Here is a 17,848-nt window from a genome sequence, read left to right as displayed (position 1 = left end):
CATGTATTCTTTCTTATGAATACCCGGTCAAAAGGAACACAAACCTTACAGTTCTATTACATTACTTCTAAATTTTCCACCAGCTCAATCGTTAATCACACCATGTTCCTAGTACTGATTATTACTTTTGTTGAAGCGAATACTATGGTTAATGACCGGTAATATCGCTGTCGAGCAAATCCCACGGGGTAATGATGCCTTTTGGTGTTTCAAAGTTCCGGCCATTTTCGGTAATGATCACTGCCTGGAGTTTTTGGCCCTTTTTATAATAGCTCTCAAACAGCTCTTCCACTTCAAATATCGACGCAGATTCCGGGACAAAATCGACATGATGCGTTTTTCCATCGGTTAAAAGCTCTTTCAACTGTACATCTTCGAGGCTGATGACATTTTTCTCAAGCTGCCTTGCCATCCACTGGATTATTTCCTTGGAGGTCAAAAGCGCTTTATAATGGCCTTCTTCGTCATAGATTGGAAAGCGGATATAATCGAATTTATTGATAATCTTCAGGACATCTTTTAAATTTGCATCCTCATAATAGTAGAAAGCCGGCGACGTCGCAATCGAAACAGCTGACTGCGGCTTTTCAAAGTGACCGGCTATTTCCTCCATCCGGTCGACCACTTCCTGATGCGGTTCAGCAATATAATAGTCAACATCAACCTTTTCATGGACAATGGCATTCCGCAGCTTCGCAAACTGGTGCAGTTCTTCTTTATATTTCCGGACAAGCGAGTGGTCTTTATATCCGGTATAAAGCAGCTCGACGAATGCATCGTTGTCAGTATTCTTGACCATTTGCTTTAAGGCTTTGTGGATCCTGTTGAAGGCTGCCTCAAAATCACCGGATCTTGTCCTTTCTGTTGTCTTCGCCAAAATAGATGCCCTCCAGTAGTCTTTTTGTTCTATATACCCTATTTTTTCACGATAATAGCTGGATAGGCTGAAGCTTTTTTCCGCAAAAAAAATGTCCCGGATAGGGGACACTTTTCAGTTAGTCTGCTGGATTTTCCTGTTTTTGATTTTTTTGTACCGTCCTGAATTCAACAAGCTGATCGCTTGTCGGGGTACCTTTTTTCGCATTATTGTTCCTTTGTGCATTTGCGTTTCCCAGCTTTTGTTTACCCATACTGCGTCGTCTCCTTTTGTAGGTTTCATGCAGTAGTATGGATGTTTCAGCGGGCCATTATACTAAAAGCTGAAGGAGCTTTGCGCGCCCTGGTGTCCTGTTCGAATGAATAGGCGAGTTTTATCAATGTTGGTTCACTGTAGGCAGTACCGGTAAAAGTAATTCCTGCCGGCTCTCCGTCCGGTGTGAATCCAGCAGGCACTGTGATCGAAGGATACCCGGCCTTTGCAGGAATGGCACAGCCAAAATAATGCGGAAACACGACCGCGTCTAGTGAATGCTCTTTTAAAACAAAATCAATCCCTTGCTCGGTAGATAGATACATATCTCTTTCAAGTACCTTGATATATTTCTCATCCGTCAACGTTCCACTTGTTTCATCAGATTCCATCAAAATGGACTGACCATATTTCAGTGTCCGGCCGCTGTTTTCGTTGTTAAATTTAATTACATCAGCGAGTGAACGGATGTTGAGCTTCGGATCAAGTTTATTCAAGTATGCATTTAAATCTGCTTTAAATTCGTATGTTAAAACATCATAACTCCATTCGGCACCTGCGGATGGAATGACGACATCAATCACTTCGGCACCCATTTCTGCAAGTCTTTCAAAAGCCTGGCTGATGACAGACTGTTTTCCCTCACTCAAACTATCAAAGTACGGATTCTTTGCAACTCCGAGCCGGGTACCTTTTAAGGCTCCTGAATCGAGAAAATCAGCAAAATCTGTTTCTTGTAATCTAGTATTTGTTAAAGTGACTGGATCCTGTGCGTCCATTCCAACCAGGGCTGTCAACAGATAAACAGCATCCTTTACCGTTCGCGCCATCGGCCCGGCTGTATCCTGGGTGTGGGCGATCGGGATGATCCCCCTCCTGCTGATAAGCCCGACCGTTGGCTTGATTCCGACGAGTGAATTCTGGCTTGCAGGGCTCAAAATGGAGCCTGAGGTCTCCGTGCCGACAGCAGCAGCGGCAAGATTGGCGGCGATTGCTGCCCCTGATCCGGAGCTTGAGCCTCCAACATCAAAAATGCCAGGCCCATAAGGATTCAATACCTGCCCGCCCCGAGAGCTGTACCCATTTGGCATGCCTTCTGTCATAAAATTTGCCCATTCGGTCATATTCGTTTTGCCAAGTATGACTGCACCCGCCATCCGGAGCTGCGCCGCCACAAACGAGTCTTCCCGGGCAATAGAATTCTCCAGTGCAAGGGAGCCTGCACTCGTATGCATTTTGTCATTTGTATCAATATTGTCTTTTATCAGCACTGGTATGCCATGAAGCGGACCGCGCCTGCCATGATGCCTCCTCTCAGCATCTAGGGCTGTGGCAATGTGGACGGCATCTGGATTGACTTCGATAACCGAATTAATCGCGGGACCATTTTTATCGACAGTCGCAATTCTGTTCAAATACATAAGGACAAGCTCTTTGGACGTAATCTCGCCAGTTTCCATTTTTTCCTGCATTGAGTCGATTGTTGCTTCCTCAAGCCATTCCTCTGATAATCGCTTTAATTTTGGATTTTCCACTGTGTTGATGTTCCTTTCTTATCATGATTAGTAGTATATATTCTAATACATGAAAGCTAATCCCTTTTTTAGCTTGCAAAATTCTCATACAAAAAAGCTATGGTTGTCCCATAGCCCGTTTATCTTCGTTTTTTTTGAGTCGTTTTCGACGATGGCGCCCTCCTTGATTTTTTATGATTGGCATCGAGAATTTTCCCGCCATATAGTTCCTTTTGAACCGGCTCGACGCCAAGTTCTTTACAAAATTTCTTCAGCTCCCTTTCTTCGCGGTCCGTGATGATTGAAATGACAGTTCCTTCTGCCCCAAACCGGCCTGTACGCCCTGAACGGTGGACATACTGGGACAAATCCTTTGGGAAATCAAAGTGGACAACGTGTGTAACGTCTTTTATATCCAGTCCGCGTGCGGCGACGTCTGTCGCAAGCAGCAGCTTGGATTTCCCTTCCCTGAAGTTTTTCAAGTACGACTGACGGTCCTGCTTCTTCTGGTCGCTGTGCAGCATCCCTGCTGAAACCTGGTTATATGTAAGCTTTTCAAATGCTACTGTCAAATTGCCTATATCTTTCATAAAAACAAGTGCCTTCAGGCCATCCAGCCGGGACAGTTTTTCCACGATCTTAATTTTATCGCGGGGTTCACTGATGAAATAAATATGGTCTACCTTAGCTGCATCAATTGTTTCATCTTTCTTGATCCTGATTGTTTCAGGCTCCTGCGCCAGCTCTTTGGCTGCCTTTTCTGTATGCTCAGGCAGAGTGGCTGAAAACAATAGCACTTGCCTGTCGCTCATGGAGGACTTAATGATATTTTGGATGGTGGCATTATGCTCGGGCACAAGCAGCTGATCCCCTTCATCCAGCACAATTGTCCTGACCTCATGCATTTTCAGCTTCTTCTGCTTAATCAGTTCAAGCGTCCTTCCAGGCGTGCCCACGATCAAATGAGGACTTTTTTTAAGTTTTTCCAGCTGCCTCTTAGGGTTCGCACCACCGATTAATGATGCAGCTGTAATGCCGCTTGCTTCCGACCACTTCTGGAATTCTGACAGGATCTGCATGACCAGTTCCTGGGAAGAAGCCAATATCACTGCCTGGGCATTTCTTTTATCCGGGTCAATCCTGTTGAGTACTGGCAATAAATAAGCCAATGTTTTGCCTGTCCCCGTGGGTGATTCCGCAATTACGTCTTTGCCTTCTAAAATAAGCGGGATGGCGGAAGATTGAACCGAAGTCGGCATATGAAAGCCTGCTTTCTTCCAGGCATCCCGCAGGAATGGTTTAAGTTCATTGATGATCATATTTTCAGTCATTACAATCTCCTTCTATATATCTGTTACATAGATACTAGCCAAAAGAGCCGTATAAGTCCAGTTTCACAAAAATATAACCGCACAATACGAGCCCAGTAAAAAAGAAAAGACATCGGGCACGCCCAATGTCTTCCCTATTCGTTCTTATTTGCGGATATAAACTAATCCTGAAGAGTTGTCTTTTGCTTCACCGAGGACATGGAACTTAAGGCCGAAATTCGGAACCTTGCGTCCGGCATCCGGAATCAGATTGTTCATGTAAGTTTTTGAATCGTCGAAAGTCTGTACTCCTTTTAAGCCTTTATAATCATACACACCACGTACAGGATTATCTACTCTCCATGCAGGTGCACGGTCAAAGGAGAATGCCGCATCTGCCACTTGGTAACGTGTGCTTTGATTTATACTTGGCTTTCCATCAAGGATACCCACAATCGCTTCTGGATGTGAGTCAACTACACCGATAAATCCTTCACCTGGATGAATTCCTGTCCAGTTATCCAGGTAAGAATCATCAGCATACCAAACTACTAAGCCAGTATTATATTTTACGCCGCGGGAGTACTCCAGCGCCTTGTCAGCACCAGCATAGTTTCTCCACTCCAGGTAGTAGTAATGCTTGGCAAAGTTGATGCCATTTGTCTTTACAAATCCTTCAGAAAGATCAAACTTAGGTTCACCTTCAGCGTTATCAGAGAAAATCTGCTGACCATCTACTGTCAGTGTTGCATCGTCCAAAGCAAAACCTTCCGGAGCTAACCCTCCGTCAGTGATGTATTCAAATACAACGTTAACCTTTTGCCCTGCATATGTGCTTAGGTCGTAAACCTTGTCCACCCATTGCCCGTTTGTGGTTCCTTCTGTTGGATCGTCTCCAGTGTTACCGCCGTACGTAGCAAGGAGGTCAGATGTTCCATCTGCCTTTTCTACTTGTACTTTTAAGTAGTCACAGTCACAACCATATTCAATTTCATAATTCGCTTTAAATTTAAATTCTGCATTCGTTTTGCCTGTTAAATCAAATTCAGGTGTCTTTAAAACAGTATGGATATTATCACCTTTTGTACTATGGTAGTAGTATTGTCCATTTTGCGGCTGTATAGGACTCTTGACTTCCTTGTCAGGAAGATTCACCTTCACAATACCTGGGTTTTTCGACTTGGTCGTGCTTTGGTCAATAACCGCTGCCACTCCAAATCTATTAATCTGGTCATAGTTCACTTCTGTGATTTTAGCCCAGTTGCCGCCCATCGTCTTTTGGAAGAATTCTTTGTTTTGAGGTGAGAAGCTTGGCGCTTCTGTACCCGCTATTTTACCGTTCCAGCTGCCGCCGCTCATGATGGACCATGAAGCAACAGGCTCACCGTGTCCGCTGTATTGAGTGTCGTACTCATCAGGAAGACCCAAGTCATGTCCAAATTCGTGGGCGAATACACCAACCGCACCATCTTCCGGTTCGATTGTGTAATCAAAGGCGCCCATCTTCCCGCCCCAATAGTCAACTTTAGCAGTTGTATTAGGTACTGCGTAAACGCCGCCTAATGTCCAGCGGTGTGACCAGATTGCGTCATCACCCAATCTGCCGCCGCCAGCTTCCTGGCCGACACCGGCATGAAGAACCATCAAATGGTCGACAAGGCCGTCTGGTTCATTTTGGTCTCCGTCTCCATCCAGATCATACTGGTCAAAGAAGTCGTACTCACTTAAATCCATTCCTGCTGCAACTGCTGCGTTCAAGGCGTCCTTGACAAGGTCGCGCGGGCCTTTAGGATTAAGGTTATCATGGCCACCTGCAGGGTTGTCATCACCATATTCCCTGGCATTTCCTGGTACAGTCAGCCAGTCTGAAACAGTTCCGTCCACAGTGTAGCTTCCGCCTGACTGTTCTTCATAGTATTGCTTGAAGGTCTGTACCTCATCACCATTGAACAAGGTAAATTCCTCATCACCGAAAAGCATTTTTTCATAGTGTTCCTTGTTAAAATCATCCGCATACATATAGCCAGCTTCCTGGTCGATATTATTGTGCTTGAAGTCGGCATATTCTACTAGTAATACGAGAACTTTGTCTTCACGTACCGCGCCATTATAAGGAGCTTGTTTTGCCGGAGGGACTGTAACAAAGCCATTAGGCCTGCCTTTTTGTACAGCACCTTTAGAAACTTGTTTGGTCAATTTCTCTTTTTGCTTTGTTAAAAATTCTTTTGTCTTTTGATCGAATGCTTGCTGCTGTTTAGTAGTATGGGAAGTTGCAGCATTGCCATTGCCATGGCCTTGGCTATCGCTACCGCCTGCAGGTTTTTCACCCTGCTTCTTTTCTATGAATGCCTTAACCGCTTTGTTCACTTCTGCGTCAGAAGCATTTTTAGAGATCACACCCCTCTTTTGAAGTGCTGCTGCCAGGCGCTCTTGATCAACGATGTTCAGGTCAATCGGTGCTGATTCCGCTACCGGTGCTGCGGAAACCTTTTTTGGTGCAACCGTTGAGCCGGCAAATGAACCAGCGAACAAAGAAGTTGCCACTAGTGTGCTCGCTGCGATGCTTGAAAATACTTTTAACGTGCTCTTCTTCTTCAACAAACGTACCCCCCGTTAAGTGATTTGGTTTTGCAAACTCTTCAGAATCTAATTAGACTCTAGTAAAAATATTATAATATTGTAAATATTTTTTATATAGTGATAACTACCTATAATTTATTGTCGAAACAGCCTCGAAACCTCGATAAATTTGAAGGTATTGAGCATTTGGTTTCATCTCACTCAAATATTTTATAGAAAAGTAGGCTTGTTGAACTAAAAATAGGAACAAAAATATCATTTTTTCAGATTCTCGAATATTACGAGAAACTAAATATGAATCTAATGACCCACTCCATGTTATTAGTAAAAAAAGGAAAACGGTAAAAAGGTCTCCTTTTATAAACTATACGATGGATTTTTCCTCACATCATTCCAATGGTCTGTTTGTTCCAGTTCGCCAGCCAGTTGAAACAGAATATCTTCCTTCCCTCTAGCCGCCATGACCTGCACGCCGCATGGCAGGCCGCCTTTCGTTTCATAAAGAGGGAGGGACATGGCGGGCTGCCCGGTCAAATTGGCAAGCTGTGTGAATGGGGTTCTCATCAGGCTTTTTTCTGCAATCGCATCGACCATACCGGATTTTTTTAAAAGATTACCCAAGCCCGTCCTTCCAACCATTTGAATCGACAATTTTTCAAAGGTGCCTGGAACCAGTTCTCCTATTTTCGCAGGCGGGAACGCGGTCGTAGGGGTTAAATAGAAATCATATGTTTCGTGAAACTCTTCCATTGCATATGCCGCCTTGTCCCATTCTCTCAAACTCAAAACGAATTCTTCCGCCGTTGTTGCTTTTCCAAGGAGCCCGAGGATCCACGTAGTCGGTTCCACATCACTGAATTTCGCCTTTCTGCCGAGAACTGCTTCCATGGAAGAAATAGCAGCCGCTACCTCACCAAAGTACATTGTTAAATAGCTGTTCGCCAGCTTGCGCCCGTCCACCGGTGCCTCTCTTTCTTCTACAATATGGCCCATCTCTTCCAGCAGTCTGGCAGTTTTCAAAACGGCCTCCGCACATTCAGGATGGACTTCCGTTCCAATAGGTGACTTAACAGAAAACGCGAACCGCCTTTTCTGTTCCAGTGGGACAAACACCTTCTCCAAATAGGAGCCTTTGAACCCCAATGCATGATATGCCGCTGCTTTTTCATGCACTGAAAGATCATCAAGCATGGCAGCGCTGTCCCTGACTGTCCTTGTTAAAACATGGTCAGCAGAAGCGCCCTGCCAGTGGCGCCCTAATATCGGCCCTGTTGGTGTCCGTCCCCTAGTCGGCTTAAGGCCGAACAAGCCGCAATAAGCAGCCGGAATCCGGATGGAGCCTCCTCCGTCGTTTGCCCCGGCAACTGGTACCATGCCGGATGCAACTGCGGAAGCAGATCCTCCGCTCGATCCGCCGGGTGTGTAATTAAGGTTCCATGGATTCCGCGTCGGCCCATACGCGGATGGTTCCGTGATCCCCATCAATGCCAGCTCAGGTACATTAGTCTGTCCAACAATGATTGCCCCAGTTTTTCTCAGCTGCTTCACATAATGCGAATCCTGTTTTGCCCTGTATTTCTGAAGCGCCCTTGATCCGGCCGTGATTGGCTCTCCCTCAATCTCCTGGGTGATATCCTTCAACAGCATCGGTACCCCCGCAAATGTGCCAGAGGGTTCCCTCATCGCCCCAGCTGCTGCCCTGGCCTGTTCATACATCCTGTTAATCACAGCATTCAGTTTTGGATTCTGCTGGTCAATTCTTTTGATCGCTTCCTCCACAAGCTCCTTTGGCTGGACTTCTTTCGTTTTGACGAGTTCCGCCATAGCAAGAGCATCATATTCCCCATAAAAATCTGCCGGCATCGTTCTCCCCCTTTGTCGAATCCGATAATGTTAATTAATTCGATAAAGGAATGATGTATCCTTTTTCCTGCCATATTATTTTGCCAGGCCAATATTAAAAGAGAGTGCCGAAATTGGCACTCTCTCCAAAAATATGTTAATTCAGCTTCGTGACGCGGCCCTCAATTTGAGGGTTCACTTCACCTTTTGCTTTGATATAGTTTACTAATGCATCGAGGTCAACAATGTCGATCGTCCGGTTTGTGATAGTGGCTAATACTGAATAGCCGTCCCCGCCGCCTGCCATGTAGTTGTTGACAGTGATCGTGTAGGTCTGGTCCAGGGCAATTGGAGTTCCGTCATTCTTCATCATGGAAACGATACGGTCCCCGGCTGCCCGCGAATCATCGTAAGAAACCTTCAGGCCGGAAATAGGCATGATCCGGACTCTGCTTCCCCATTGCTGTTCAAGCAATGTTTTGATGTCAGAGCCTTTTACCGTCATTTTTACAAGATCATTGCCGAAAGGCTGGACAGTGAAGGCTTCCTTCCAGGTAATTTCTCCCGCGTCGATATCCGCGCGTACTCCACCGGAGTTCATGAAGGCAAAGTCTGTACCGGTCTGGGCTCTCATCGCATCAGCAACAAGATTCCCCATCGCAGATTCACCGGCAGGGCTCGCCTCCCTCGTAATAGCGAAAGGAGTCGTTCCAATCACTTCATTTAAAATTGGCGCAACATCCGCCACATATACATCAAGCATTTGCTTCGTTTCAGCGTCAGGAGTGATCTTGTCACGGTAAGTCGTTACAACTTCTGCCTTCTTGGAGATAACATCCTTTGTTTTCGGGTTGATCAACAGATCTACATCAGAGAAAGCTGTACCGGATGCATAAGACTGGACGACAATTTTTCCATCCACTGTTGTATTGGTGAATGCATGGTTGTGTCCGCCAAATAAAACGTCCACTTCATCATCGACTTTATTGGCAATGTCCACGAGCTCCTCACCCGGGTTTGTTCCATCTGGTTCTGAAGTAGATGGGTTATGCGCCAAAACAATAATCGTTTCAACGCCTTTTGCTTTTAACTCAGCAGTGTATTTATTGATAGCTTCTGATTCATCTGTGAATTGAACACCCTCAACTGCACTTGGAATGACAATGCTTGGAGTGTCTGATAGCGCCACTCCGATTATGCCAACCGGAACTCCATTGACTTCTTTGATCACGTATGGATCGAGGATTGTTTGATTTGTAGCTTTATCGATGACATTTGCCGCTACATAAGGGAAGTTGGCACCTTCGAATACGCCATACTTTTCGACGGTCTTTGGATGGCTGCCTCCATCGATCAGACGCTTCATTTCAGCAACGCCTTCATCAAACTCATGGTTTCCGACAGTTCCAGCATCAAAGCCAAGCTGGTTTAAAAAGCGGATGGTCGGCTCGTCCTGCAGTAAAGCAGATACAGGCGAACTGGCACCGACAACGTCCCCTGCATGGAGCAACAAAGTGTTAGGGTTAGTTGCTTCACGCTGCTTCAAATAGGCTGCAAGATATTCAGCGCCACCTGCATTGATGGAAGCATTAAAAGTATCAAGCTGGCCGTGGAAATCATTAATTCCCAAAAGCTGCAGTTCAAATGGTTTTGTGACTGGCAGTTTGATAGAATACTTTGCAAAGTTGTTTGCACTTGGGCCAACGTATTTGATTGGGCTGGCTTCTGTAATAGCATTTTGTGCTTCAACAGCGGAATCGAAAGTGACGTTAACATCATTCAATACAGGAGCAAACTTCCAGTTTCCGTCAGCGGAAGGATCGATAGTCCCGACTTCACGGATATAATCGATGATTGCCTGCCGGTTTTCATCCGGGTACATCTCCACTGCTGTTTTATTTTTAACGCCAGGGAATGTGCCGCTTGCACGGTAGTTGTTTGTAACTACAAGGAATTCCTGGTTAAGATCGATCGGCTTGCCATTGTATTGCAGGTTTTTAATACGGTTGGCATTCGCATTTACGACATTTCCATTTCCATCATATTTCGCCGGTTCAGTTACATCGATTTCATAAGTAACCCCATCAATAACATCATAGTTATAAGTTGGGAAGCTATTATTTACGATCGACTGTTCACCAGTAGCAGACTCATTGATCTGGTTGAACTGGCCTGCAGACATTTCAAGCCATTCCTTCACGTCCGCACCTTTGATTTTGACGGTTGCGACTATGTTTGGATACAGGTAAAGGTCTGAAACGTTCTTGATTGCAATTGTCCCTGCTGGAACGTAAGTGTAGTAGCTTGCTCCGTTCCTGCCGCCCGCTTTAAACGGTGCTCCTGCAGACAGGATTGGGAGGTTTTCATCCGGAGTCCCTTTTACTTGCTTTTCAACATACCACTTCTGGGCGTTTGTGACGATCTGGATTGATGGATCATCCTGGACAAGCGCGAAATAACTGTGGATGTCGGCAGTAGTAGTGCCCACCGGCTGGCGGACATAATCGATGGTACCTTCATGGTCTCTTTTAATAGCTTTCAATATAGCGGGATCTGCATCTGCCAAGCTTACATGCTTTACTTTATCGTAGATGGACCGTAAGTGGGTTTTGGATCCGGTTACGTCCCACTTGCCTTTTACTTTCGTGATGGTTAAATCCATAACGCCAAGCTGGTTGCCCCAGTTGCCCGGCATTACGACAGGCACCCCATTAATTGTGCCATTTGCCTGGTCCACTCCAGGCAGCCCGCTGAAATCTCCAGGGAATACCGCGTGATTATGCCCTGAAATGATCGCGTCAACACCTTCAATCTTTGTCAGGTCATAAGCCGCGTTTTCTTCCATTTCAATGACTCTTTCATCACCAATCCCGGAGTGGGCAAGGACAACGATCACGTCTGCGCCTTCCCTTTTCATTTTAGGAATATTGGATTCTATTGATTTTACAATGTCTTTCGTAATCACTTTTCCGTCAAGGTTTGCTTTGTCCCACTGGGTAATCTGCGGTGTGACCGCGCCAATCACCCCAATTTCAAGTTCTTGCTTCTTTCCTCTTTCATCGACAACTTTTTTCTCAATAATCTTGTATGGCTTGAAATAGTTTTTGTCGTTGTAAGGTTTGTTGTCATGGTCGTCCTTGAAGACATTGGCATTAACGTATGGGAATGGAGCATCGTCGAGCACTTCATCCAGATATTCGAGGCCATAGTTAAACTCATGGTTTCCTACTGTTGCAGCATCGTAATCTAATAAGTCCATAGCTTTAAAGACAGGATGAACTTCTCTGTTCTCAAGCTTGTCCACTTTTGCTTTATAATCACCAAGAGGATTCCCCTGGATTAAATCGCCATTATCGAATAACAGCGTGTTTTTCGCTTCTGCCCTTGCTTTTTTGATCAATGTTGCTGTTTTTGCAAGTCCGAATTCATTTGTTTCTGCATCTTTGTAGTAATCATAGTTTGCTAAATGCGTATGAATATCAGTAGTTCCAAGAATTCTTAAATTTACTTCATGTTTTCCTGAGTAACGATGATTCCGCTTGTCGTCGTCATCATCTGCCAAAACAGTTTTCCAGGAAATTGGCGAAGCCAGTACAGACAGGGCTATTGCTGTAGCAACAACGGATTTCCCGAACTTACGGAATGGTTTATTCAAGGCAAAAACAGCTCCTTCAAAATAATTTGGCGTCACACCAAATCTAATTATAGGTGGATTTAGTAGTGATAGAATGCTCTAAAGGTCGTGAATTTTTATAATATTTCATTAAAGTAATGTAAATTAGTAGGTGAAAAGCCTTATGTAGGGATCAGTCATAAAAATGAAAAGCCCCCAACCAATATATGGATGGGGTATTTATCTATCGCCTTTAATTGTCTACTCTAAAATTTGCTGTACTATCAAACCTATTTTTAACTGCTATGCGACGCCTTCACCTTCAAGTGCTGTTTCCAATTTTTCGACTTGAGTTTTTCCCAGGTTCAGGTATTTTTGCGGAAACTCTGCATCTTTATTGGCAGGTTCCTTGAACTGGTTGAAGGAAGCAGATATATTCCCGACATTCCCCTCTTCGTCAATTCCTGTATCATAAATATGGGAGAGCAAAAATGGCCGGCCGACCCGAACGATGCTGCCTTCATCATCCACCTGCCCATCGACTGCCTGAAATGGAAGGCGCAGGTATTGCTCCCCTTCTTCATCATCAATTTTATAATCGAAATAACCGTGGTCATACTCCCAGTTCCCGCCGATTGTATAGCCCAACTCCTCAAGAATATCCTTTAACTTGTATAATGCATACTGCTTTCCTTCAATAGTGGACTGGATCTCGATCATTTTTGTCCCTCACATTCTTTTTTGATAATGTTTAATCATGCTAAGCTCACGCAAAGTAATATACTTCACTTTTTCCACGAACCAGTTTCTTTAAAACATAGGGCATGCTCACTATGTTTTCAATTAATGCGTGAATAATTCGAGTCTGAAGTGGTAAATGGATAAAAGCTGCTAGCGGAAAATCAGGAGGGTTTAATAATGGAAGGTTTAAAAGAATTGCTGAAAGAGTTGATTCTGATTGACAGCTCCACCGTGGAAGGCGCCAACCAGGCCGTGGAATTTTGCTGTCACTGGCTCAGAGAACGGAAATTGGAAGTCACGATAATGGAAAACAATGGCTTTAAAATGCTCATATGTGAAATTGGGCAGGGCGATAAAACTATTATTTTTAATGGACATGTCGATGTGGTCAGCGGGAAGCGGGAACAATTTATCCCAGTAGAACGGGACGGACGGATGTATGGACGGGGTACAGCAGACATGAAAGCCGGCGTGGCCGCGATGATGTGCGCCATGGCAGAAATTAGGACTGCTCGGCTGGGGGTAAAAATTCAGCTACAAATTGTATCGGATGAAGAAATCGGCGGCCTTAACTGTACTGGCTACTTAGTTGACAATGGCTACACCGGAGACTTTGTCATTTGTTCAGAACCTACACAACTGGGAATCGCGCTTCAGGCAAAGGGCACCTTAAAGCTAGATATTGAGTTAAAAGGAAAACCGGCCCATGGCAGCCGTCCTTGGGAAGGAGAAAATGCTATCGTTAAAGCATTTGAGGTCTATAACAAAATGATCGAGCTGCCCTTTACGAAGCAAAGCTCAGAATTTTACCCCTTTCCCTCAATTAATCTCGCAAAGATAAAGGGCGGGGAAATCTATAACAAGGTTCCCGACGAATGTGTATTATCCTTTGACATTCGCTATTTGCCTGGCCAGAAAGTTGAGGATGTTATCAGGCAAATTGAAAGTGTTACAGACGGAAAGGTGAAGGTCATTATGTCCGGAGCACCTGTCCAAACCTCCAAAGATGATCCCTTTATTCAAATGCTCAAACCAGTTGTTGAAAAGCAGACAGGTTCCGACGCTGTCTTCTTCGGGCAGCACGGATCGGCTGATACCCTGTTTTTCTCAGCGCATGGAATCCCGGCAATTGAATTTGGCCCCAAGGGCGGAAACTGGCATGGGGATGATGAGTACATCGACTTAGCATCTGTTTTAGTTTACAAACAAATGCTGATTGACTTCGCCCTGGATTTTAAATAAATAAAGACAGCCGGTGCGCTGTCTTTTAATTTTTTGGCCGGTATTTTTTTGACCAGGAATATAACAGCAGCCCAAACACCACAATGAACTGGGCTATGCATACAACCGCATCCCAAAACCGGACACTCTCTGGAGACTGGGACAATCCAGGGGCTATTTCAGCAGCTGCGTAGGTTAACTGTGGGATATAGTAAAAGAACCAAGCCCCTGCTGCAACGATTATCCCTGCTAGATAAAAAAATGCGTATATACGGACAGCTTTTTCCTCTCCTATAAAAGCCTCAGTCGATTTGTGATCCGGTAAAAACGGAAGCCACTTTCTTAAAAACTGCTGTCCGCTTTCCAATAAGTTGTAACAGCCTGTCATATTCTCCAGCACATAATAAAAGTCAGTCTTCATAAAAACACAGCATTGGTAAACGAGCCGTAAAACTGTATCCATCACAATAATCCCCAATACCCCGGCTACAATACTTTTTTCCGGGACGAAGAGCTGCGCTAACAGAGCCGCAAACATTATGGCATTATCGAAATAAATGCCCGCGAGGTACAAAAGATTCCTTTGTCCAGGCGGCAGCTTCCACACCTTCGACATGTCTGTTTCAAGAACGACAAGAAAAAGCCGGTGCCCTACTTCTATCTTAGTCGGCATGTCATGTGACCGTATTGACAATACATGGCCAAATTCATGTATGACGACTAACAGGAATGTAATGAGAAGCCACACTAAAATGTTTTCCGTCATTAAATCGAAAATGAAGATATCCTGAAAATGGGGAAATAAATCAGGTTTGATGATAAAAATAATGATACTAGCCAAAATAAGCGCTTGATATATCTTTACCGACAGGCTGTTAATGAAAAACCTTCCCAGCTTTGGAGAAATCCAACTGTATCCTCGTTGTAAAGATTCATTAGGTTCTCTATTAATCATTTCTCCGTCAAGCTCTTTTACAAGACCCAGCTGCAGCAGTTGCCTAGCAAAGTCGATCAAATCAACATCTTCATCAGGATATTTAGCTTTCAAGCTTGATTCGATTAAATCTAATTGATTGCCATCATTTATCATATTAATCGCATCAATACAAACCTCCGGCATTTCGTAAAACTCCCCGGAGTGCACATCCTCAACAATGAAATGCTTTTTATCTTTACGGATTTCTAACGTATGAAGAGTGATATTTGTGGAATATAATAGGTTCATAGGAACACCCTTTTTACTAAATTAAAGGATGCTTGCGTATAGCCAAGCATCCCCTCCCGTGTAAATTATTTAAGTCCAATTATAATACACCACCAGCAAGTAGTTTTTACTCCTTCTAGTTTCCGGATTTTCATTCTAACACCTCCTGTCTAAACGTTTCATTTTGAAACGGTAATTTGTTATTACTTGGATAGTTCCGATGGAAAGCTACCCACTCAGGATAAACTTGCTTAAAAACCTCTACTAGATCCGGATCAAATTGAGTTCCCGCACCCTCAATTATTCGCTCATAAGCTACTTCCACTGACAAAGCTTCCCGGTAGGAGCGTGAGGAAGTCATAGCATCAAATGCATCGGCAATTGACACAACACGAGCAAGATAAGGTATTTGATTTCCTTTTAACTGTTTTGGATATCCATTTCCATCCCATCTTTCATGGTGTGACTGAATAACATCAATGCTTTCACCCAATCCGCAAACTTTTTTGATGGCATCCGCCCCAACTACAGGATGTGTTTTAATTAGTTCAAATTCATCTTTTGATAATCTTCCTGGTTTCATAAGGATTGAATCAGGAATATTAACTTTTCCAATATCATGTAATAAACACGAATTGTGAAAATCTTCCAGATCGACTTTTGTAAATCTTCGTGTTGCCTTTGCCAATAATTTCGCATAGTATGCTACTCGTTCGCTATGCCCCCGTGTATAGGGATCTTTTAACTCAATCGTAGCAATAACCCCTTTGACTATCCCTTGTAATTGTTTGTTGTACGTGGTTTTAACTGCCTTCACATATCCTTGAAACCGTTTTAAAAGGATAAAAGCTATTCCAGCAAAAATTATGACTAGTGGTATTGGAAAAAATGCCTGATTTGATTGTAATAACAAACCAATAAACAGGTATTTACTAATTAATCCCCCTGTCACAACCCAGAAAAATCTAGTGTTAATAAACATGGGGGAGAATAATAATAACATGACTTCTACTGCATTACCGCTTTTATATTCATGCGAACTATCTTGATATATAAGGGTTTCATTAATAATTGAAAAAACTATATAACTGACCACAAACACATACTTTATGAAATAGATTTTGTGATTACGAACTAACAACAAAGCAATCGGTAAAAGTATTAGCAAACAAAAATACATCCAATAATTTATGTTTTGAGGTAAATTTATAACTATTTTTTTATAAAATACATGGTAAAAAACCTCGTAAAAAATATATATAAAATAAAACAGTATTAAAAACCATTTTACAGCTCGCTGTTCTTCGTTGATTAATATAAGATCATCCTTGTTAAAATACATATCATACCCCGCATAAGTTTCACAATTCAATATTAATATCGCCAAGTCAATCTGATCTTTTAACATATCTTGTTAAACATAGTTCCACTGTATTTTTTACAATACATTTGAATTGTTAGGTTCTGTAGGCAATGTCAGCTTTACTATAGTTCCTTTACCAATTTCGCTTTCAATAAAAATGGTTCCCCTATGCTCGTCAATAATTTTTTTGGTCACCATTAAACCAAGTCCAGTGCCAGTATTCTTAGTCGTAAAAAATGGTTCACCCAACTTTTCCAGCGTATCTTTTGGAATACCACATCCTTCATCACCAACATTTACAGTGACGTTAGCATCATAATGATGTGCATTAACTGTTATGTTGCCGCCCCCTGGCATGGATTCTATAGCATTTTTCAATAGGTTGATAAATACTTGTTTTATTTGGTTTTCATCACAAATCATTTCCGGGATGTTCTCCTCGATATGTAAATGAATGTTTACTCCTTCTCTTTCTGCCTGAGGCCTAACAACCGATTCTACATAGATTAAAATAGCTTTTATATTTTTATTTTGTTTTTTGACGGTTGCAGGTTTCCCTAACACTAATAAATCCGAAGCAATGGAGTTTATACGGTCAATTTCATTTAACATAATGGAATAATTTTCTTTATCCTCCGGGTGTTTTTCCTGTTCGAGTTGCGTAAACCCTTTAAGTGAGGACAAAGGATTTCTAATCTCATGACCAATCGCAGTAGCCATCTGGCCAATCACTGCAAATTTCTCCTTTTGCCTCAAATCCTCATATACAGAGGTAATCCCTTGGATATACGAGTGAAAACGATTGAGCAAAATCCAAGATATAAAAGAAAAGAAAATAATTAACCCAATTGGAAAAAGAACTGTAACGGTTTGGACGAAAACTCCAAAAAACAAGTATTTCAACAGAAGGCCTATAGTGAGAACCCAGAAAAATCTATAATTTACAAAGATCGGTGAAAAAAAGATCAAGTAAACTTCTAAAACATGTCCACCATAAAAATCTTTGTCCCTAGTTGCCCAGTAGGTAACGATATATACTAAAAAATCCCCTACCAAATAACCGATTAAGTACATATATTTTATTACATGAGGTTTCCCTGCCTTGAAAAAATGAGCAGCTAGTGGCAGTAATAAGAACAACAGGAGGTGGAACCAAAATATCCACCCATCATCTAAAAAATCAATATACCCTTTAGCATACATTGGGAATATAAAATAATACACAAGGTCATATAAAATTAGTACTATATAAAATACCCATAAAAAAAATTTCATGGCCTTTACTTCCTCAAACATTAGGATTGAGGTTTGATTAACATCTTTCATTACTT

The 17,848-nt window shown here is 43.0% G+C and carries 12 protein-coding genes; 1 reads left to right on the top strand and 11 read right to left on the bottom strand.

Annotated features, from left to right (window positions below):
- Positions 1-148: 148 nt before the first annotated feature.
- The 8 genes from CVD19_RS12175 to CVD19_RS12145 all read right to left on the bottom strand — a co-directional run bounded on the left by CVD19_RS12175 (position 149) and on the right by CVD19_RS12145 (position 12,708).
- Positions 149-877, bottom strand: coding sequence for a CBS domain-containing protein (locus CVD19_RS12175; RefSeq protein ID WP_257985108.1), 729 nt, complete (start codon positions 875-877; stop codon positions 149-151).
- Between the two features lie 118 nt (positions 878-995).
- Positions 996-1,130: a hypothetical protein gene (locus CVD19_RS25435; RefSeq protein WP_257985107.1), complete on the bottom strand. Its 135-nt coding sequence runs from the start codon at positions 1,128-1,130 to the stop codon at positions 996-998.
- 46 nt (positions 1,131-1,176) lie between these two features.
- Positions 1,177-2,664, bottom strand: a complete 1,488-nt coding sequence (locus CVD19_RS12170) for an amidase family protein (RefSeq protein ID WP_101582141.1) — start codon at positions 2,662-2,664, stop codon at positions 1,177-1,179.
- 119 nt (positions 2,665-2,783) lie between these two features.
- Entirely contained in the window at positions 2,784-3,974 is a 1,191-nt protein-coding gene (locus CVD19_RS12165; RefSeq protein WP_101582140.1) for a DEAD/DEAH box helicase, read from the bottom strand.
- A 144-nt stretch (positions 3,975-4,118) separates the two neighbouring features.
- On the bottom strand, positions 4,119-6,551 hold the full coding sequence (locus tag CVD19_RS12160; protein WP_101582139.1) for an immune inhibitor A domain-containing protein: 2,433 nt from the start codon (positions 6,549-6,551) through the stop codon (positions 4,119-4,121).
- A 339-nt stretch (positions 6,552-6,890) separates the two neighbouring features.
- Complete coding sequence (locus CVD19_RS12155) at positions 6,891-8,396, bottom strand: amidase (protein WP_101582138.1); 1,506 nt, start codon at positions 8,394-8,396, stop codon at positions 6,891-6,893.
- Between the two features lie 136 nt (positions 8,397-8,532).
- Positions 8,533-12,030 carry a bifunctional 2',3'-cyclic-nucleotide 2'-phosphodiesterase/3'-nucleotidase gene (locus CVD19_RS12150; protein WP_101582137.1) on the bottom strand — a complete coding sequence of 1,166 codons (3,498 nt, stop codon included), beginning with the start codon at positions 12,028-12,030 and terminating at the stop codon, positions 8,533-8,535.
- 261 nt (positions 12,031-12,291) lie between these two features.
- Complete coding sequence (locus CVD19_RS12145; RefSeq protein WP_101582136.1) at positions 12,292-12,708, bottom strand: YugN-like family protein; 417 nt, start codon at positions 12,706-12,708, stop codon at positions 12,292-12,294.
- Between the two features lie 198 nt (positions 12,709-12,906).
- Between CVD19_RS12145 and CVD19_RS12140 the strand changes: the two genes are divergently transcribed.
- Entirely contained in the window at positions 12,907-13,971 is a 1,065-nt protein-coding gene (locus CVD19_RS12140; RefSeq protein ID WP_101582135.1) for a M20 family metallopeptidase, read from the top strand.
- A gap of 25 nt (positions 13,972-13,996) precedes the next feature.
- Here the strand turns inward: CVD19_RS12140 and CVD19_RS12135 are convergent, their stop codons facing one another.
- The 3 genes from CVD19_RS12135 to CVD19_RS12125 all read right to left on the bottom strand — a co-directional run bounded on the left by CVD19_RS12135 (position 13,997) and on the right by CVD19_RS12125 (position 17,843).
- Entirely contained in the window at positions 13,997-15,175 is a 1,179-nt protein-coding gene (locus CVD19_RS12135) for a hypothetical protein (protein WP_101582134.1), read from the bottom strand.
- Between the two features lie 130 nt (positions 15,176-15,305).
- Complete coding sequence (locus CVD19_RS12130; RefSeq protein WP_257985106.1) at positions 15,306-16,562, bottom strand: HD-GYP domain-containing protein; 1,257 nt, start codon at positions 16,560-16,562, stop codon at positions 15,306-15,308.
- 30 nt (positions 16,563-16,592) lie between these two features.
- Positions 16,593-17,843: an ATP-binding protein gene (locus CVD19_RS12125; RefSeq protein WP_101582132.1), complete on the bottom strand. Its 1,251-nt coding sequence runs from the start codon at positions 17,841-17,843 to the stop codon at positions 16,593-16,595.
- Between the last annotated feature and the right edge of the window lie 5 nt (positions 17,844-17,848).

The sequence above is a fragment of the Bacillus sp. T33-2 genome, from assembly GCF_002860205.1.
In the GTDB taxonomy this organism is placed as follows: Bacteria; Bacillota; Bacilli; order Bacillales; family Cytobacillaceae; genus T33-2.
Note: the sequence above shows the minus strand (reverse complement) of the source record. Positions and strands in the feature narration are given on the sequence as shown.